At 71.6% G+C, this 19035-nt stretch carries 13 protein-coding genes; 4 read left to right on the plus strand and 9 right to left on the minus strand.

The genetic code is table 11. From position 1 onward, the window contains the following. Nucleotides 1–6 precede the first annotated feature (6 nt). Complete coding sequence (locus ACIBD9_RS08760) at nucleotides 7–1476, minus strand: MFS transporter (protein ID WP_396715866.1); 1470 nt, start codon at nucleotides 1474–1476, stop codon at nucleotides 7–9. Between the two features lie 226 nt (nucleotides 1477–1702). On the opposite strand from ACIBD9_RS08760, the gene ACIBD9_RS08765 reads away from it, so the two are divergent. Further along, complete coding sequence (locus ACIBD9_RS08765) at nucleotides 1703–2182, plus strand: winged helix-turn-helix transcriptional regulator (RefSeq protein WP_396715868.1); 480 nt, start codon at nucleotides 1703–1705, stop codon at nucleotides 2180–2182. A gap of 316 nt (nucleotides 2183–2498) precedes the next feature. Further along, entirely contained in the window at nucleotides 2499–3749 is a 1251-nt protein-coding gene (locus ACIBD9_RS08770; protein ID WP_396715870.1) for a DUF222 domain-containing protein, read from the plus strand. Between the two features lie 256 nt (nucleotides 3750–4005). Here the strand turns inward: ACIBD9_RS08770 and ACIBD9_RS08775 are convergent, their stop codons facing one another. After that, a complete protein-coding gene (locus ACIBD9_RS08775; RefSeq protein WP_396715872.1) occupies nucleotides 4006–4812 on the minus strand; it encodes a serine/threonine protein kinase in 807 nt (268 codons plus the stop codon). Nucleotides 4813–5034: 222 nt separating this feature from the next. Here ACIBD9_RS08775 and ACIBD9_RS08780 point away from each other — a divergent pair, with 222 nt between their 5' ends. Both ACIBD9_RS08780 and ACIBD9_RS08785 read left to right on the plus strand, forming a co-directional pair. Then, on the plus strand, nucleotides 5035–8061 hold the full coding sequence (locus ACIBD9_RS08780) for a S8 family serine peptidase (protein WP_396715874.1): 3027 nt from the start codon (nucleotides 5035–5037) through the stop codon (nucleotides 8059–8061). 97 nt (nucleotides 8062–8158) lie between these two features. Beyond that, on the plus strand, nucleotides 8159–10609 hold the full coding sequence (locus tag ACIBD9_RS08785; RefSeq protein WP_396715876.1) for an ATP-binding protein: 2451 nt from the start codon (nucleotides 8159–8161) through the stop codon (nucleotides 10607–10609). Nucleotides 10610–10940: 331 nt separating this feature from the next. On the opposite strand, the gene ACIBD9_RS08790 is transcribed toward ACIBD9_RS08785, so the two are convergent. The 7 genes from ACIBD9_RS08790 to ACIBD9_RS08820 form a co-directional block, all read right to left on the minus strand. Then, nucleotides 10941–11699 (minus strand): MerR family transcriptional regulator, encoded by a 759-nt coding sequence (locus ACIBD9_RS08790; protein WP_396715878.1) that lies wholly within the window; start codon nucleotides 11697–11699, stop codon nucleotides 10941–10943. A 50-nt stretch (nucleotides 11700–11749) separates the two neighbouring features. Next, nucleotides 11750–14005: a putative bifunctional diguanylate cyclase/phosphodiesterase gene (locus ACIBD9_RS08795; RefSeq protein WP_396715880.1), complete on the minus strand. Its 2256-nt coding sequence runs from the start codon at nucleotides 14003–14005 to the stop codon at nucleotides 11750–11752. 316 nt (nucleotides 14006–14321) lie between these two features. Further along, nucleotides 14322–14555: a zinc-ribbon domain-containing protein gene (locus tag ACIBD9_RS08800; RefSeq protein WP_396715882.1), complete on the minus strand. Its 234-nt coding sequence runs from the start codon at nucleotides 14553–14555 to the stop codon at nucleotides 14322–14324. 212 nt (nucleotides 14556–14767) lie between these two features. Then, nucleotides 14768–15637 (minus strand): SRPBCC family protein, encoded by an 870-nt coding sequence (locus tag ACIBD9_RS08805; RefSeq protein ID WP_396715884.1) that lies wholly within the window; start codon nucleotides 15635–15637, stop codon nucleotides 14768–14770. After that, the gene (locus ACIBD9_RS08810; protein WP_387167313.1) at nucleotides 15630–16187 is read right to left on the minus strand and encodes an ArsR/SmtB family transcription factor; all 558 of its coding nucleotides are present in this window, start codon (nucleotides 16185–16187) and stop codon (nucleotides 15630–15632) included. Before ACIBD9_RS08810 ends, ACIBD9_RS08805 begins: the two co-directional genes overlap by 8 nt. Before the next feature lie 100 nt (nucleotides 16188–16287). Next, complete coding sequence (locus tag ACIBD9_RS08815; protein WP_396715886.1) at nucleotides 16288–17631, minus strand: class I SAM-dependent methyltransferase; 1344 nt, start codon at nucleotides 17629–17631, stop codon at nucleotides 16288–16290. Beyond that, nucleotides 17628–19025, minus strand: a complete 1398-nt coding sequence (locus tag ACIBD9_RS08820) for an FAD-binding oxidoreductase (protein ID WP_396715888.1) — start codon at nucleotides 19023–19025, stop codon at nucleotides 17628–17630. Before ACIBD9_RS08820 ends, ACIBD9_RS08815 begins: the two co-directional genes overlap by 4 nt. Nucleotides 19026–19035: the final 10 nt, after the last annotated feature.

Raw genomic sequence — 19035 nt, forward strand, 5'->3', positions numbered from 1 at the left:
GCCTAGCTAGTGCTGGTGCGGCCGGTTGCGGATGAGGGTGAGCGCCAGCACTGCGGTGACGAGGAAGACGACGCCGTTGATCCGCAACCCGGCCTGGACACCGGAGGTCAGCGCCTCGGCGATCGCCGCCCGGACCGGGTCGGGCAGCGGTTGGTCGCCGTTGGCGCCGGAGGCCACCGCCGCCCGCACTGCGGTACTGGTGGGTTCGCCGACCCGGTGCGCGGCGAGCCGGTCCGGCAGGTCGGCCACCATCGTGGTGGTGAGCAGCGTGCCGAGCAGGGACGAGCCGAGCACCGAGCCGACCTGGCGTGCGGCGTTGACCGCACCGGAGGCCATGCCGGCCTGGGCGGGCGCGACGCTTGCCAACGCCGCCGCCGTCGCCGGGGCCACCACCAGACCGCTGGCCGCGCCGAACAACGCGAACAACGCCCAACGGTGACCGAACGACGTGGTCGGCCCCTGGTTCGCCAGCGCGAAGCTAGCGACCGCACCGACGACCAGGCCGAGGGTCAACGGCAATTTGAATCCGGTACGACGGATCGCGCGCCCTGCACCGAAGGCGACAAGCACGTAGGCGCCGAAGAGCACCAGCATCCGCCAGCCGGTGTCCAGCGGGCTGAGCGCCTGCGCACGTTCGTGGAAGAGGACCAGCAGGATCGCCACGCCGGTGAAACCGAACAGCGACACCGCGCCGACGACCATGACAGCGCTGAACGATGCGGACCGGAACAGCCGTACGTCGAGCATCGGCGCGCTGGTCCGCAGCTCGACCAGGACGAACGCGACAAGTGCGACGATCGCGACGGCCCAGGCCGTCGACACCACCGGGCTGGTGTAGCCGACCTTGCCGCCCTGGATCAGCGCGTAGACGGCGGCCGCGATGGCGACGGTGCCCAGCAGCAGGCCGGGCACGTCGAGTCGGGCGGCGTTCGGGCGGGACTCGGCTACTCCGACGATGGCGACAACGAGGGTGACCAGGCCCAGCGCGATCGTCGACAGGTAGACGCTGTGCCACTGGTAGTGCCGCAGCAGGGTGCCCGCGATGAGTGGGCCGATCGCGAGCCCGATGCCGGACGCGGCCGACCAAGCGGTGATGACCTCGGTCCGTCGGTGCGGGTCGGTGAAGGTCGCGCCGAGGATCGCCAGGCTGTTCGGCAGGATCAGGGCCCCACCGAGACCGGCCACCAACTGCCCGACGATCACCCAGGCCACGGTCGGAGCGCCGGCCACGACGCCTGCGCCGACGATCATCGCGACGACCCCGGCGCCGAACATGCGCTTACGCCCGTAACGGCTGCCCAGGGTGGCCGCGGACAGCACGACGCTCGCCACCATCAGGGTGTAGGCACTAGGGATCCAGACCACTGTGGTCGGGTCGACCCGCAGGTCCCGCTGAATCGTGGTCAGCGCGGAGACCGTCGCGGTGATCTGCAGGAACGTGATCATCGCGCCCAGACACATGGCGATCAGGGTCACCGGGCGGGAACCGCGCAAGGATGAGCGGGCTGTGCCGGCGGGTCCGGGTGCTGCCGGTCCGGGTGCTGCCGGTCCGGGTGGGGTCGTGCCCGGTGGAGTCGGGGCTGTGGCGCTGGTGGTCACTGAAGATCCTTCAGGGTGATGGTCTGACTTGCGTTTGCTGAAGTCAGCACGTCCCAGTGAAGCACCTGGCTAGCCCTCACGCAAGTCAGGTACGCTGGACGGCATGGAGGACCTACGAGACGACCGCGAATCCTGGACGAGCGAGAACTGCTCGGTGGCTCGGGCGATGGACATCGTGGGCAGCCGGTCGACGGTCCTGATCATGCGCGAGGCCCTGCTCGGCACGCGCCGCTTCGACGACTTCGTCCGCCGGGTCGGCGTCGGCGAGCCCGCCATGGCCGCCCGACTCAAGGAGATGGTCACCGCCGGGCTGCTCGAACGAATCCCCTACCGGGAGCCCGGGCAGCGCACCCGCCACGAGTACCAACTCACCCGCAAGGGCCGCGAACTCCTGCCCGTCATCACCGCACTGCGCAACTGGGGCGACACCTGGGCCACCACCGACACCGGCCCCTCCATCGTCGCCACCCACCACGACTGCGGCGAGCCGATCCGCGCGGTGCTCCGCTGCGCCGCCGGCCACGAGATCGCGGACGGCGACATCGACATCATCGCGGGCCCGGGCCTCGTCCGGCGCGACTGACACTCCAGTTCACGGCCGGGAGCGGCGCCCCTGCTCACCCAGGTCGCGCGGTAGCCCCACGTCCGACAGTTCTGCCTGACCACGCATCTTCGCCGCACCCGCCCGCCCCGGGAGCACGCCGCCTCGCGGGAACGTTTGCCGTAGGGCTGCCCGAAGCCGTAGCGGAAGGGCCGAGCGGTGACGGCATTCACCTGCGGCCAATCGCCGAAGCCGAACTCCCGGCATATCCCCCACCCGGCCAACTCAACGTCGGCCACCGCCAAGCCAATCGATCATGGCGACTGGAATTGTCGTACACCTGTTCTAGTCTCGGGTCATGGTCGAAGAGTTGGCGCTGGCAGAAGACGCGGTCGCCGCCTGCGTCGACGCCCCCGCCTGGGCCCTACCGGAACACGAGCTGATCGCCGCGCTCGACGTCGCGCACCGCCTTCAGCAACGCCTCGCCGCCGTCACCCTCACCCTCATTCGCGAGCTCGACGGTCGCGGCACCGCCCGCACCCAGGGCGCCTCCTGCACCGCGGTGTGGCTCCGCGAGCGCCTGCGACTCACCATCCCCGCCGCCCGCCGGCTGATCGACCTCGCCACGGCTCTCGACGCCGGCAACCCGGGAATACGACAAGCGCTAGCCGACGGGCACATCACCCCCGACCAGGCCCGGGTCATCTCCGACACCGCCACCACCGTCCAGACCACCGCTGGCACCGAAGCCGCCGACAAGGCCGTTGGTGTGCTCACCGACTGGGCCCGGCAGTTCGACCCCACCCTGCTGCGCAAACTCGGCACCCGCATCCTCGACCACGTCGCCCCCGACATCGCCGACGCCGCCGCTCAGGCCGCCCTCGAAGCCGAAGCACGCCGCGCCACCCGCGACCGGCACCTCACATTGTCCGAGCAGACCGATGGTCGCCTGCGCCTCACCGGCACCCTCGACGCGGAGGCCGCCGGCCTGTTCCGCGCCGCCATCGACCCACTGACCTCCCCGTCCGGACCGGACGACTCCCGGTCCCCCGGTCAGCGACGCCACGACGCCCTCGCCGAGGTGTGTCGACTCGCCCTCCGGACAGGCGAGCTGCCCGACAGTGGTGGCGACCCGGCGCAGATCGTCGTCACCACCACCTATGACGCGCTCACGGCAACGCTCGGCGCCGGCACCCTCGACACCGGCCTCCAGCTCACTCCGGAAACGGTGCGTCGACTCGCCTGCGACGCCACCCTGCTGCCCGCCGTCCTCGGCGGCGCTGGCCAGGTCCTCGACGTCGGCCGACAACGCCGCCTCATCACCGGACCACTGCGCCGCGCCCTCGTCCTGCGCGACCGCGGCTGCGCCTTTCCCGGCTGCGACCGCCCGCCCCGCTGGTGCGACGCCCACCACATCCGCCACTGGGCCGACGGCGGCCCGACCAGCCTCACCAACGCCGTCCTGCTCTGCGGCCACCACCACCGCCACCTGCACCACAGCGACTGGACCGTCCAACTAGCCGGCGACGGCCACCCCGAATTCATCCCACCCGCCTGGCTCGACCCCGAACAGGTCCCCCGCCGCAACCACTACCACCGACGAACGTAGGAGCAGCCAGCCGATGCGGCCAGCCCCTCACGCCGGGCAACCACATCCGCACGTTGTTCCGAGTTAGAGGGCTTGCTCCCAGATTGCCGGGCCTGGACCGGCGCTGCGCTCGGTCTGCTCGACGGGGCACATGGGTTGCTGCGCCTGCTCAGCGACTCGCAACGCTCCGGGAGCTCCGCGGCGCCCGAAGCTGCCCGACGCCCGCCCGCCGAAATCCGACGTAACTGCACGCCTGGGCCACCTGGCAAACGCGCCACTACCCGTTTCGGGGCGTCGCCAGCCGCCAGGCGCGGACCAGTGCCGGCACGTTGGGGTACCGGGCGGCCGGCACCAGCCTCGTCGCTCGCTCCACGACCCGACGCTGGTCGCTGGTGCCCCGCCACGCCCCCGCCGCATCACGCCGGCGCTTGGGGGCATCCCCTGCGGCGTGCGGCGAATCGAGCAGGTGGTGCAGGGTACGGCCGAGGGCGTGCACGGTGGTCCGTTCGTCGATGACCGAGCCGCGGGTGAACTCCTCCGGTGCCATGTAGCGACGCGACCCGGGCAGCCGATCCGCCGCAAGTACGAACGGACCGGGGCGGTACTCATCGAGGTCGATCAGCCGCATCCGGCTGGCGGCGAAGTCGTACAGGAAGCAGCCGTCGTAGAGGTCCACCGCGACCAGGCCGGCGGCGCTGACGGCGAGGTGGGCGTCGAGGATCGCGTCTAGTGCCACCTCGACCTGCGGGACCGGCAGGTGCTGGAACCGGGTCAGCCCGCTGCGGTCCGCGCCGTGCACGGTGGCGTGGTTCAGGACGGTGCCTTCGTGCCAGGGGTAGAGGAGAGTCGGACCAGCCGCGCCGTGGATCGTCCGGTTGGGACGGACGATGGCCGGATGGCGGACGGCGGCGTGCACCGCGACTGCCCGGTCGAGGGATGCTTGGCCCTCGACTGTGGCGGCCGTCTTGACGAGCCAGCGGCGGCCCGCCTCCTCGACCCCGTAGGACAGACATCCGGAATCCTGGGCGTCGAAGACCACGAAGGCCGACTCGACCGACGGCACGGGCAACCGACCAAATGGCATGGATCCCCCAGGTCGACGCTCCCAAATGACGCGCAAAGTACCCGTTGTGTTACGAGCTTGTTTCCAAGATGACAGTCAGGTTACGGGTGCTTCTCGATGATCGGTACCGATCCTAGGTTTCGGCCACCGTCATCAGTCGTGGCGGCCGGCACCGAACGTGGAGGCAACGACGTGCCACAACCGAACGCACATCGGACCGGACGGGCCAGGTACGGGGTCAGCATGCTGGCCGCCGTGGCGCTGACCGCGGCCGGCCTGACCAGCCTGCCTGCCAGCGCCACCGCTGCGCCGGCAGGCAGTGGGCCGACGGCCCGATACCTCGTCCAGCTCGCCGAGGAGCCGCTGGCCACCTACACCGGCGGGGTTCCCGGGATCGCGGCGACCAAGCCGGCCGACGGGGCCAAGCTGAACCGCACGTCCGGCAACGCCAACGCGTACCGGGATCACCTGCGCCGGCAGCGTAAGTCGGTGCTGGACCACGTCGGTGTGCCAGCCGAGCGCACCCGCGTGACCATGGAGACCGCGTTCAACGGCTTCGCCGCCGACCTGACCGGGCCGCAGGCCGCCCGGCTGCGCGCCACCAGCGGTGTCCGAGCGGTGTACGAGAGCCAGAAGGTGCACGCCGCCACCTCACACACCCCGGACTACCTGGGCCTGACCGGCCAGGGCGGGGTGTGGAAGAAGGAGTTCGGTGGAGACTCCCACGCCGGTGAGGGCGTGATCATCGGGGTCATCGACAGCGGTTACTGGCCGGAGAGCGCGAGCTTCGCGCCGCTGCCCAGCCCGCGCCCGGACCAGGCCATCATCGACGCCAAGTGGAAGGGCACCTGCGACGTCGGCGTCGAAGCGCCGGTCACCTGTAACAACAAGGTGATCGGGGCGCGTTGGTACAACGACAGCGGCATCGCCGAGGCGTTCCCGGACGACTACTCCTCGCCGCGCGACCGCAACGGCCACGGCACCCACACCGCCAGCACCGCGGCCGGCATCCACGGCGTGCGGGCCACGTCGGGCACCCAGGACCTGGGCATGATCTCCGGCATGGCGCCGGCCGCGCGGTTGGCGATCTACAAGGCGCTGTACGACAACGGTGCGGGCGGAGCGACCGGCACCGACATCGACATCGTGCACGCCATCGACGATGCGGTCGCGGACGGCGTCGACGTGATCAACTACTCGATCGGTGACGACACCGAGCGGTTCGGGACGGTCGACGCGACGTTCTTCAACGCGGCCGCCGCCGGGGTGTTCGTCGCCGCCGCCGCGGGCAACTCCGGCCCGTTCGCCAACACCGTCGACAACTCGACGCCCTGGCTGACCACTGTGGCGGCGAGCACGACCGACCGGCAGAACACCCGGAAGCTCACCCTCGGCAATGGCACCACCATCGCCGGTGTGGGCATGGGCGAGACCGGTGTCGGGCCGGCCCGACTGGTCTTCGCGAAGGACAGCGCAATCGACCCGGATGGCGCCTACGGTGCCGGCCTCTGCGCCGACGACACGTTGGATCCGGCCAAGGTCAAGGGCGCGATCGTGCTCTGCCTGCGCGGCGAGATCCCGCGTACCGACAAGAGCATCGAGGTGGCGCGGGCTGGCGGCGTCGGCATGGTGCTGTACAACGACGAGCTGAACTCCCTGAACGCCGACGTGCAGGCCGTGCCGACCGTGCACATCAACGAGGTCGACCTGGCCACGGTCACCGCGTACGTCGCCAAGGGCAACGCCACGGCGACCATCTCGCCGAGCGAGCTGGAGACGGTCGAGGCGCCCGCGGTCGCCGCGTTCTCCTCGGCGGGCCCGTCGAACCTCAACGCCGGTGAGCTGCTCAAGCCGGACATCAGCGCGCCCGGTCAGGACATCGTGGCCGCGTTCTCCCCGTCCATCGGCGGCAACGACTTCGCGCTGGAGTCGGGCACCTCGATGGCGGCACCGCACATCGCCGGCATCGCCGCCCTGCTGCTGGCCAAGCACCCCGGCTGGTCGCCGGCGGCGGTCCGCTCGGCGCTGATGACCAGCGCGGTGGACAAGACCGACAAGGGCAACCCGATCAAGATCGGCACGTACGACGCGACTCCGCTGAACTACGGCGCCGGCCAGGTCGAGCCGGGCAGCGCCTTCGACCCGGGCCTGGTCTACGACTCCAACCAGCAGGACTGGATCCAGTACCTGTGCGGGGTGTCCGCCGACCGTGGCAGCGACTACGGACTCGGCGACCTGGACGGCTGCGACACGGCCGGCGCGATCGACACGGCACAGCTCAACTACCCGTCCATCTCGCTGGGCCGGATGGTGGGCAAGCAGACGGTGACCCGCACGGTCACCAACGTCAGCGACAAGACCAGCACCTACTCCTCGTCGGTGCAGGCCCCGCCGGGCTACCAGGTCAAGGTCACCCCGAAGAAGCTGCAGATCCGGCCGGGCAAGAGCGCCCGTTTCACCGTTGAGGTCACCAACACCGGTGGCGCGTTCGACACCTGGGCCGACGGTTCGCTGACCTGGCGCGACCAGTACAAGCACGCGGTACGCAGCCCGCTGGTCGTGCACAACTCCGGGCTGGTCGCCCCCGACGCCATCACCGGCAAGGGCACCTTCGGCAGCGTCCGGATCGCCGCCGAGGTCGGCTACCAGGGTCAGCTGATCTCCCAGCTCTCCGGCCTGACCTCGGGCACCAGCAACGTGGTCACCCTCCAGGGCGACGGGCCGAGCTGGGACTGGAGCACGTCGAACAACCTGCCGGTGCCGCTTCCCGCGTCGATCAGCAAGACCACCCTGCACGTGCCGGCCGGGACCCGCAGCCCTCTCGTCCAGGTGACGTCGCAGCGGCCCACCTGCTCCCACATCGACTGGGACGACGAGGAGGGGGTGATGGAGTGCACCGAGTTCAGCCTCAACGTCTACGACAAGTTCGGGAAGTTCGTCACCGCCACGGCCAGCGGCCGGGACGGCGCCAAGGTGACCCTGCCGGACGGCGCCGGGGACTACATCGTGGTCGTCGAGCAGGAGTTCACCGAGAACATTCAGGACGGCGCTAACGCGTACACCGTGACCAGTTACCTGCCGGGCGCGCCGAACACCTCCACCGGCCGGTTCACCATCGACCCGAAGCAGCGCAGCGTGCAGCCGGGCGCGACGGCGAACCTGACCCTGCGGTGGTTCGGTCTCGCCCCGGGTCAGCGCTACCTCGGGGTGCTGGAGTTCCGCAACGGCGACGGCTCGCTGAAGACGGTGCCGGTCACTGTCCAGTCCTGACCGTGTAGATGGGCCGGCGGTCCGGCTTATGACCCAGGTCACCGCCGGCCCGCCGGACCACAGCCGCGCTGGACAGAGGTGATCTGCTCGGCCCACGGTGATCGACGGCGACGAGGACAAGAGACGGGGCGGCGGGAGCCCAACTCCCGTCCGCCCCGAACGTCTGCGCGGGCCGGTCGAGTTCGTCGGCCGAGCGGCGGAGTTGGCCCAGCTACGCCGGCTCGTCGCAACCCCACCCTGCCTGATCCTGCTGGAGGGTGAGCCCGGGATCGGCAAGAGCCGACTCGTCGCCGAACTGCTCGCCGAACTTCCCGGCCGGCACCTCATCGGCGAGTGCGACGACGTGCCCGAGCCCTTCCCACTCGGCGTGCTGCTGGACGCGATCCGGGGCGGCGCCGACCAACTCGGTCCGCTCAGCCCGGTGGCTGGCGCCCTCGCGCCACTGCTGCCCGAACTGGCCGACGTACTGCCGGACGCGCCGCCCCCGTTGACCGACCCGGCGGCCGAGCGACACCGCCTGCTCCGCGCCGTCGCGGCGGTGCTCGCCGCGCTGAGCCCCGCCACCCTTCTGCTGGAGGATCTGCACTGGGCGGACCCGGCGACCTGCGAACTCCTCCGTTACCTGAGTACCCACCCGGTGGAGGGGCTGGCCGTGGTGCTGACCGCGCGTACGGCGACGCCGGGAAGCAGTACGCCGATCCACGACGCCCTGGCGCGGACTCCCCCGTGGAGCGTCACGCGCGTTGCGCTCAGCCCGCTGGACGCCGACGACGTACGCCGGCTGGCGGCCCGCACCCTGCGCCTCGATGATCCGCCGCAGCAGCTGACCGCCACCCTGCTCGACCGCACCGCCGGCATCCCGTTCGTGGTGGAGGAGGTGCTGCGGACGCTCGCCGAGCGTGGCGGCGACCCGTTGGCCGACGACAGCGTCCCGTTCCTCCTCCGTGACGTGCTGCTCTGGCGGCTGCGCCCGCTCGACGAGGCCACCCGGGAGGTGCTCGGCGCGGCGGCCGTACTGGGGATGGCGCCCGATCAGCGCATCCTTGCCTCGGTGCTCAGCCTGGACCGGGTGGCGATCGGCGCCGCGTTGACCACCGCGCACCGGGCGGGCCTGCTGCACGACGCCGGGGACGGCCTGCGGTTCCGCCACGACCTGGCCCGACAGGTGGTGTACGACCTGGTGCCCCGGGAGAACCGGGAGTGGCTGCACCTGCGGGTGGCGCGAGTGCTGGAACAGGAACTGCCGAGGCCGGTGGCCCAGCTGGCGCACCACTACCGTCGGGCCGGCAGCGGGGCCGACTTCGTCCGCAATGCCGAGGCCGCCGCCGACCTGGCCACCGAGCGCGGCGACGACGCGACCGCCGCCAGCTTCCTGCTCCAGACGATGGACATCGCCGAGCTGCCCCGACCGGTACGGGTTCGGCTCGCCGCGAAGCTGGGCCGGTCGGCCATCGACGGGCTCAGCCAGGCCGAGGCGATCCCGGTGCTGGAACGGCTGCTCGCCGATCGACGGCTGCCGCCGGGCGCCCGAGGTGAGCTGGGTCTGGTGCTCGGGCGGATGCTGCGCCAGCAGGGCGAGGCGCTGCGCGGGTACACCGAGATCGAGCGTGCCGTGCCGTACCTGCGCGCGCCGCGCCGCAAGGCCCCGGCGCTCGCGGTGCTGGCGGCCCCCGACACCGTCGTCGGCCGGCACGTCGACGACCACCTGGCCCGGTGCGCGGAGGCGGAGACCGCCGCGGCGGCCAGCGGGGATCCGGCGGCGCACCTCGCGGTCCGCATCGCCCGAGCCTCGCTGCTGCTGGAGTTGGGCGACCCGGCGGCCTGGGCGATCATCTCCGAGCTGCGCGCGTCCGCCGAGTTGGCCGACCGGCCCCGCGAGCATGCGCGGGCCTGCCTGAACTGGGCACAGGGCGCGCTGCACGCCGGCCACCCGGAGCAGGCCGACGCGCTGCTTGCGGCCGGTCGGGCGCTTGTCGACGAGACCGGGTACGAGCGGCTGACGTCCCTGGTGGAGGCGACCGAACTGTCACTGGACCGGGCCGCCGGCCGACTGGACGGGCTCGCCGAACGACTCAGCCGTTTGGTCGCCACCAGCGAGCGGATGCCGGTCACCCTGCTGGACGCGCGGGTCGAACTGGCGACCGTGCTGGCCCGTACCGCCGGCACCGCAGGCGGCGGCAAGGCCGAGGGGCGCGACGAGGTGGAGGTGGCCGAACGGGCGCTGCGGGAGGTGGTGGCCGATGCCCGGCGGGTCGGTGCGATCTGGCCGCTGGTGCAGGCGCTCTCGGCGCTGGCCCGGCTCACCCTGGCCGGGCGTCCGGACGAGGCCACCCGGCACGCGGCGGAGGCGCTGACGCTGGTACGCGGAAAGGGCATCCTGGCGTGGGCCGCCGAGGCCGTGTTGGTGCTGGCAGAGGCGGCGGCCGCAGCCGGTGATCCGGAGCGGGCCGCGGGAGCGGTAGCCGAACTGGAGGCCGGGATCGCGGGCCGGGACGCGCCGCTGGCCCAGGCTGCCCTGCGCCGATGCCGGGAACTCGTCCCGGCCTGAACCAGGCTGACCAAGTGGCGGGGGGGGGGGGGGGGGGGCCGCCCCCCCCCCCCCCCCGGGGGGCGGGGGGGCCCCGGCGGCGCCCCCCCCCCCCCCCCCCCCCCCCCCCCCGCGGGGGGCGGGGGGGGGCCCCCGCGGCCCCCCCCCCCCCCCCCGGGCCGGCCCCCGGCGGCTACCGGTTGGTGGGGGGGGGGGCGGGGCCCCCCGGGGGGGGGGGGCCGGCCCCCCCCCCCCGCCCCCCCCGCGCCGCTGTTCCGGGTCGGCCTCCCGGCCGCTGCTGTTCCCGGTCGGCCTCCCGGCCGCTGCTGTTCCCGGTCGGCCTCCCGGCCGATCAGGCCCGACTGATCGCGTTGGCGTGGATCGCCTCGTGCAGATACTCGGCCAGCCCCGGCGCGATGTTCTCGTAGTACGCGGTGAACCGCTCGTCGGCCAGGTACATGTCGGCCAACCCGGTCTGCACCTCGTACGAGCACTCGTAGAACCAGCGGCTGATGAGCTGCCGGTGTTCCTCGGCCAACTCCATCGCCTCCGGGCTGTCCGCCGGTGCGCCCGAGGCCATCAGCGCGACGATCCGCCGGCCCCAGTCCTCGTTCTCGGCCTTGATCCGCAGCCAGTCGTCCTTGGTGTAGCGGGAGGCCCGCCGGTTCGACTCCCGGTACGCGTCGGTGTCGCCCCACCGCCGCTCCGCCTCGGCCTCGTGCTCCTCCGGGCTGAAGTCGCCGAAGACCTCGAACCGCTCCTCCGGTGTGAGTTGGATGTTCAACTTGCTCGCCTCCATCGCGAACTCGATCGCCGCGACCATCTCCTGCAACCGCTTGAGCCGTACCGTCAGCAGTTCGTGCTGTCGGCGCAGGTGCGCGGCCGGATCGGCCGCCGGGTCGTCGATGATCGCGGTGATCTCCTCAAGCGGGAAACCCAGCTCCCGGTAGTACAGGACGAGCTGCAACCGTTGCAGGTCCGCGTCGTCATAGCGGCGGTAACCGGCCGAGGTGCGCCCGCTGGGCGAGAGCAACCCGATCTCGTCGTAGTGGTGCAGCGTCCGCACCGTCACGCCGGCGACCTTCGCCACCTGACCCACCGTGTACGCCATGGTTCCCCTCCCTTCCGGGAACCAGGCTCCTGCCTGCCGTTACGTGAGAGTCAACTCCGATTCTGGCCCACCATGGCGGGGCCGTCCGGCCGCCCGTACAGATAGCCCTGGCCGCGTGGGCAGCCGATCGCGGTGACCGCCTCGTGCTGACGCTCGGTCTCCACCCCCTCGGCGACCACCGCCAGGTCGAACGCGCCGGCCAGGCGGGTGACCATCTCCACCGTGGCGTACGCCCGGTCATCGGTGCCCAGCCGGGCCACGAACGACCTGTCGATCTTCAGCTCGGTGGCCGGGATGCGGTGCAGGTAGCTCAGCGACGAGTAGCCGGTGCCGAAGTCGTCGATGGCGATCCGGATGCCCAGCTCCCGGAGCTGGTGCAGCCGCTCCAGCACCGCCTCGGTGCCCTCGATCAGCGCCGACTCGGTCAACTCCAGGGTCAACGCCCGCGGCGCCAGGCCGGCGGCGCTGGTGGCCGCGGTGACCGTGGCGATCAGGTCCGGCCGACGCAGGTGCGCGGCGGCGATGTTCACCGCGACGGTCGCCTCCGGCACCCGGCCCCGCCAGGTCGCGGCGGCCCGGCACGCCTCGTGGATCACCCAGCGGTCGATCGGCAGGATCAGCCCGGTCTCCTCGGCCAGCGGCAGGAACCTCGCCGGCGGCAACATCCCCAGCCGGGGGTGCCGCCAGCGCACCAGCGCCTCGGCGCTGCGCACCGCACCGGTGGCCAGGTCGACGATGGGTTGGAACTCCAGGTGCAGCTGGTCCTCGTCGACCGCGCGGCGCAGGTCGGCGATCAGCTCGGCGCGGGAGACGGCCGACTCCCGCAGCGCCGGCGTGCACGTGCGGTACGCGGACTTCCCGGCCGCCTTGGCCGCGTACATGGCGATGTCGGCGTCGCGCAGCAGGTCGGTGTGGGAGGCGTGCTGCGGGCCGAACTCGGCGATACCGATGCTCGCCGACGGGTGCACCCCGACGTCCTCCTCGTCGTCGGAGGGCCGCAACGCGTCCAGCAGCCGCTCCGCGAGCCGTTCGGGAGACACCGGCCCGTCGCCGTCGACCAGCACCGCGAACTCGTCACCGCCGAGCCGGGCGATGGTGCCGTCGCCGTTCACGGCGGCGTGCATCCGGGCCGCGAGCCCGGTCAGCAGGGTGTCGCCGGTGGCGTGCCCGAACCGGTCGTTGACCTGCTTGAACCCGTCCAGGTCGAGCAGCAGCACGGCCACCGATCGCCCGTCACGCAGGGCCAGACGCAACCGCCGGTTGAACAACAGCCGGTTGGGCAGCCCGGTGAGCTGATCGCCGTACGCGAGTCGGCGCAGCCGGGCCACCAACCGGAGGTTCTCGTTGGCGGCCAACCCCTGGCGGACGGCGAGGGCCCCCAACAACACCATCATGGTCACGAACACCAGCTGTGGGGTCTGCCCGGTGGGCCGACGGGCCAGCACCACCGCGATGATCGCCCCACCCACCGGCAGGTACGGCAGTGCCACCCGCCACCAGGGCGGCAGCGGCGACTCGGCGGTGTCGTCGGTGCCGTCGCAGTCCGGTGGCGGCGGGTTCCGGGTGGCCAGGCCGATCAGCAGGTAGCTCAACGGCCAGCACAGGTCGATCGGGTGACCGGCGGCGTAGTCGGCGCGGGCGACCAGCGACACGTAGACGACGTCGGCGACGACCCGCAGGGTGAGACTCGCCGCCAGGATGGTCATCGGCCGCCACATCGGCCGGGCCGGACCGGAGACCGCGACCAGGATGGTGAGCTGCATCAGGTCGAACATCGGGAAGAGCAGCCCCAGCGTGCGCGCCGGGTCGGCAAGCTCGGCGGCGGCGACCCCACGGAAGACCAGCACCCAACCGATCGGCACCAGGGCCAGGGCGACGATCACCCCGTCCAGCAACGTACGGGCCCGCCCGACCGCGGTCCGTGGCGCGGACGGTGAGCTGAGCAGCGCGGCCGTGCCGGTGAGGATGCCGGCGGTGAAGACCACCCCGACCACCGGCGTGTGCGGCAGGTCCCCGCCGACGAGCCGCTGCACCGTCCAGATCGCCCGCCCGATCGCGGCGAGCGCCATGGTGACGGCGAGCAGCGTCCAGAACCGGCGCAGCGGCACCGGATGCCGACGGGCCACCCCGACGCACGCGAGCGTCGCCCAACCGGCGACCAGCATCGCGCCGACATCGCTGACCAGCGCGGCACCGGGCAACGCGGCGACCAGCCAACCCGCCTCCAGCAGGATGACCGCAGCCGCGACGAACGCACCAGCGGGGTTCAGCGTCCCCGCAGCCTGCTTTCCGTCCTGTCGGGACACGGTCGCTCCGGCTCTTTCGTCGTGCGTGCACCCTCGGCAGCACCGGTCCACGGCAAACCCCGAAAGCCTAACCAGCGCTCAGAAACGCCGCCAGAGCCGAACGTGCACGCCGTCCCCGACCCCGGCCCCGGGTCAACGACCCGCGGATCGGTTCCAGGGTGAACGGGGCAGCGCGGTGCCGGCCAGCGGACGGCGTGCGCGCCGGCGTCTGCGCCGGCCAGGAGTGCAGGGCGGGCGGGCCACGGTGTGCACCGCCACGTCGGCCGAGGACGTCGGTCGGCCGATCAGCCAGCAGAGGAAGCGTTCCATCGTCGGATCAGCCGACCGGGAGGCGCTCGGCGTCGGACTTGGAGATCTCGTACTCCGCCCCGCAGAACGTGCACTGCTGGGCGTACCGGGTGCGGATCGGAATGAGGGGAATGAAGAAGAGGGTGAATTTCGTCGAACGGCGGGTGACCACCTGGGCGGCCTGGTTGCCGCAGTGGCGGCAGACCTGCTGCACGACACCGGACCGGTCGACCTTGGTACGCAGACCAAAGATGAAGAACATCGCCCGCCAGTACCCACTCAACCGCGAAAAGTCACCAAATCCCGCCAGCGGATCAGGACAGGTCCGCCCCGCACGCATGCACTAACGCTCGCTCGCACGCACGCACGCACGCACGCACGCACATACAAGATCGTGCTCGATCCAGGATGTAGTGGCCTCCGGGGTGGACGAGGCCACTACATCCTGGATCGAGCACGATCAAGGCGAGACGATCAGCTGGCCGGCGCGGGCTCCAGGCCGGGGATCTCCTCGGAGATCCAGATCGGCTGCCAGTTCGGCACCTCGTGGAAGCGGCGCAGCTCGAACAGCCCGGCAACCGACCCGCTCCAGGCCCCGTACGGCGGGTTGGCCTCGTCGAAGCCGCTCTGCACGAAGGTCAGCGTGGTCTTGCCACCGGACTCGGCCAACTCCCAGTTCGTCACGCCGGTGGGGCCCCAGTCGACGGACATCCGCCGGCCGGGCTCCAGGTCGACGATCTTGGCGGCGTAGCCGTTCTCGAAGCCGCCCATGGCGTACCGGCCGCCGACCCAGGGCTCGATGCCGATCGGGTAACCGAACCAGGCGCTGGCCTGCTCGGAGTCGGTCAGCGACTCCCACACCTTGTCGGCGGGGGCGGCGATGACCAACTCACCGCGCAGGTCGGCGGAGGTGAAGTCGGTGCGGGGCAGCAGCGGCTTGCCCTCCAGGTGGGCGGCCAGGTTGGCGATGGACAGCGCCCAGTACGTCTGGAGCACGCCCCGGATGCTGGAGCCGCTCATCGCCTCGGCGAAGTCGAAATGGCTCTGCGTCAGCGTCAGCACGGTGGCGTCGGTGCCCTCGGCGGTCAACTGGAGCTCGGTGGTGGTCTCCACCCCGTCGAGCAGCCAGCTGAAGCGCAGCGTGTCGTCGTCGGCGTGCAGCAGCCGCTGGTGCGGGGCGTCACCCTCGGGCGTGTAGCGGCCCCAGAACTCGTACCGCTGCGGCAGCTCGACCTCGGCGTGCTCGGCCAGCCAGAGACGCAGCTCGGCCGGGTCGGTCAGGGCCTGGCGGACGCGCCCCACGGGCGCGGAGAGACGGGCCTGCACCTTCATCGGCTCACTCATTGTCGTTCCCTTTCGGATAGCAGGCGACGGCCAGCTTGAAGGCATCTCCTTCGCTGCCGCCGTAGCGGGTGAACAGGTCCTGAAGTGCGGTTTGCAGGTCGTGCAGGAACTGCTGGCGCTGCTCGGCCGGCACCCGGATCTCGCCGGAGACCCCGATCGAGGGCAGCTCGGGTGCCGCCCGGTCCAGGCCGGCGATGTCGGCCTGGACCTCCTCCATCAGGTCGAGCAGGTAGCCGAGGCTCAGCTCGTCGCGGGCCCGGCGCAGGCCGATCCGGCCGACCAGCCGCGGGGAGAGCCAGTAGGACCGGGCGGCGGCCTGGTAGATGCCTTCGGTGATGCCGCGGACCTTGCGTTCGTTGACCAGCTCGACGAGGCCGGCCGCGACGAGCTGCTTGACGTGGTAGTAGACGCGCTGTGGCGTCTGGTCGAGTCGGGCCGCGACCTCGGTGCAGGTGCGCGGCTCGGCCAGTTGCCGCAGCACCTCGACGCGCTGCGGCTTGAGCAGGGCTTCGGCCTGCTCAATCTGCTCCAGGTACAGGACTTCTCTCATGGCAAAATCAGTTTGTACGTACAAAACTTCTTTGTCAATCGCTTCGCGAGAAGCCGCGCCGACTTTTTCGACGCGGCTTCAGGCGGCGTTCAGCAGGTGATCAGGGCAACCAGTCCGGCCGCAGCGGGTAGCCGCTCACACCGTTCGGGCCGTTGTGGGTGGCCAACACCTGGTGCAGCTGGATGCCGTTGCGTTCGAACGCCATCCGCGACCCGGCCATGTAGAGCCCCCACACCCGGGCGGTGCCCGCGCCCACCTCGGAGACGCAGAAGTCCCAGTGCTCGACCAGGTTGCGGCACCAGGCGGCCAGCGTCAGCGCGTAGTGCTGGCGCAGGTTCTCCTCGTGGTGCACCTCGAACCCGGCGTCGTGCACCTCACTGATCAACCGGCCCGGGCCGGCCAGCTCACCGTCCGGGAAGACGTACCGGTCGATGAACGCGCCCGAGCGGTGCGGCGCCCGGTTGTCCGCGCGGGTGATGCAGTGGTTGAGCAACCGCCCGCCCTGCCGCAGCCGGCTGCGCAGCGCCCCGAAGTAGGCCGGGTAGTTGCGCACCCCGATGTGCTCGGTCAACCCGATCGAGGAGATGGCGTCGAACTGCTCGGCCGGCGCGTCCCGGTAGTCGAGGTGGCGCACCTCCGCCAGCTCGGTCAACCCCTCCCGCTCGATCGCGGCCTGCGCCCACTGTGCCTGCGCCTTCGACAGCGTCACGCCGAGGGCCTTGACGCCGTACTCGCGCGCGGCGTGGCGCACCATGCCACCCCAGCCGCACCCGACATCCAGCAGCCGCATCCCCTTCTTCAGCGCCAGCTTGCCGGCGACCAGGTCGTACTTCGCCGCCTGGGCCTGCTCCAGCGTGTCGTCCGGAGAGCGGTAAACCGCGCAGGTGTACGTCATCGACGGGCCGAGCACCTTCTCGTAGAAGGCGTTGGAAACGTCGTAGTGGTGCGAGATGGCCGTGCTGTCGCGCACCCGCGAGTGCCGCAGCCCGTTCATCACCCGCTTCCAGCGGGGCTGCGCCTCCTGCGGCGGTGCCGGCGGCGGCATCAGCCGCTCCCAGCCCAGCCCACGGACCAGCGCCAGCCCCTCGGCCAGCGACGGTGGGCGTAACCGCAGCTCGTCCTTGAGCACCCGCAACGCCTCGTACGGGTCACCCGGGTGCACGCCCTGCAACGCCAGGTCACCACTGACGTACGCCCGGGCCATGCCCAGGTCGCCGGGAGCGGTGAGCAGGTACGACAGCCCACGCTCCGATTGGATCGCCAGGGTGATGCCGGCGTCGGACGGGCCGACGGCGCTGCCGTCGTACCCGGTGATCCGCACCGGCAACGGCCCCGTGGTGACCGCGCGGATGACATCCGCGACGGTCGGACCCGTGTGCCGGCCCCCCGCCGGCGGGGTGGCGGGGACGCTCGCCGCCCCCTGATCTCTGTCGGTCAGGCTCATGCTCGTGCTACCGCCTTTTCGTACAGTCCCGTCAGCCGGTGGTCCGGGTCGTAGCGGTCTTTCACCGCGCGCCACGTGTCGCCGCCGTAGAGGCGATCGAAGGCGTCCCGGTCGTAGTACGCGTCGGAGTAGAGCGACTTGTGCCCGCCCAACTCCGACACCCTGCGTTCGATCGTGCGGTTGACGTCGCCGTCGGCGGCGCCCGGCGCGATCGGCACGCTCCCCCAGAACCCGATGTTGACGTAGTCCTGCCCGGGCCGCAGCGGATACAGCGGCCACGACCGCGCCGAACCGGGCCCCGCCGGCTCACGCAGTCGCAACGGGCACAACCACACCGGGTTCATCCCCACCGCGCCGGCGAACCAGCGCAGGAAGTCAGCCGTGCGGTCCAGCGGGATCTCCACGTCCTGCACGACCCGCTCCCGAGCCGGTTGCTTGCGCAGCCGGTCGATCCGGGCCGCCACCTGGTGGCGGTGCTCCAACCGGACCAGTCGGTGGTAGAAGTCGCTGCGCCGGTAACGCGCCGGCCAGAGCCTGCGCACGACCGGGTGCTGCGCGCCGAACGCCGCCGAGCACCAGAACCAGTCGGTGTCCCAGCGCCACAGATAGTCGTACGCGGTGAGCACGTCGCGGGTGCGCTGGCGCAGCGACCGGTAGTAGATCGCCTGACCGGTGTAGTCGCTGGGCGGGTCGGCCGCGTCGGTGAACGTGGCGAACACCAGGTACGCCTCGCCGGGGCTGAACATCACCCCGTCCATCGCGTCCACCGGCTCGCCGGCCCAGGACCGGGTGGCGGTCACCTCCGCGATCGCGTCGGTCAGCGCCTCCAGTTGGGTGAACCGGACGTTGCGCAACGCCACGTACCGGCCGACCGGTTGCAGCTCGATGCGCAGCCGGGTGGCGTAACCGAGGCTGCCCAGCGAGTTGGGAAACGCGGTGAACAGGTCGGCGTGCTCGCCGTCGGGTCGGGCGGTGACGATCTCGCCGGAGCCGGTGAGCACGTCCAGCTCCCGGACCGACTCGTGCGGCAGGCCGTTGCGGAACGAGGTCGACTCGATCCCGAGGCCGGTCACCGCGCCGCCCAGCGTGATGGTGCGCAACTGCGGCACCACCAGCGGCATCAGCCCGTGCGGCAGCGTCGCGTCGACCAGGTCCTCGTAGGTGCACATGCCCTGCACGTCGGCGGTGCGGCCGGCCGGGTCGACCGACAGCACGCCGTTCAGGCCACTCACGTCGAGCCCCGGGGTCCGGGGAGCGGACCGGGGGCGGAACAGGTTGGAGGTGCGTTTGGCCAGCCGGACAGGCTCGCCCGTGGGCACCGCGGCGTACGACCGCCGCAGCGTGTCCACCGCTTGATCATGGTCAATCGGTTGATCCACACGCTCAGCGCGCATGTGATCACCT

Origin of the sequence: Micromonospora sp. NPDC050784, assembly GCF_044456765.1 — a bacterium.
Taxonomy (GTDB): Bacteria; Actinomycetota; Actinomycetes; order Mycobacteriales; family Micromonosporaceae; genus Micromonospora; species Micromonospora foliorum.

What these genes read in the sequence shown, in the direction of transcription:
- ACIBD9_RS08820 (WP_396715888.1), bottom strand. Translation starts at nt 19,025, where the DNA reads ATGCGCGCTGAGCGTGTGGATCAACCGATTGACCATGATCAAGCGGTG.
- ACIBD9_RS08765 (WP_396715868.1), top strand. Translation starts at nt 1,703, where the DNA reads ATGGAGGACCTACGAGACGACCGCGAATCCTGGACGAGCGAGAACTGC.
- ACIBD9_RS08780 (WP_396715874.1), top strand. Translation starts at nt 5,035, where the DNA reads ATGCTGGCCGCCGTGGCGCTGACCGCGGCCGGCCTGACCAGCCTGCCT.
- ACIBD9_RS08815 (WP_396715886.1), bottom strand. Translation starts at nt 17,631, where the DNA reads ATGAGCCTGACCGACAGAGATCAGGGGGCGGCGAGCGTCCCCGCCACC.
- ACIBD9_RS08810 (WP_387167313.1), bottom strand. Translation starts at nt 16,187, where the DNA reads ATGAGAGAAGTCCTGTACCTGGAGCAGATTGAGCAGGCCGAAGCCCTG.
- ACIBD9_RS08770 (WP_396715870.1), top strand. Translation starts at nt 2,499, where the DNA reads ATGGTCGAAGAGTTGGCGCTGGCAGAAGACGCGGTCGCCGCCTGCGTC.
- ACIBD9_RS08800 (WP_396715882.1), bottom strand. Translation starts at nt 14,555, where the DNA reads ATGTTCTTCATCTTTGGTCTGCGTACCAAGGTCGACCGGTCCGGTGTC.
- ACIBD9_RS08790 (WP_396715878.1), bottom strand. Translation starts at nt 11,699, where the DNA reads ATGGCGTACACGGTGGGTCAGGTGGCGAAGGTCGCCGGCGTGACGGTG.
- ACIBD9_RS08775 (WP_396715872.1), bottom strand. Translation starts at nt 4,812, where the DNA reads ATGCCATTTGGTCGGTTGCCCGTGCCGTCGGTCGAGTCGGCCTTCGTG.
- ACIBD9_RS08805 (WP_396715884.1), bottom strand. Translation starts at nt 15,637, where the DNA reads ATGAGTGAGCCGATGAAGGTGCAGGCCCGTCTCTCCGCGCCCGTGGGG.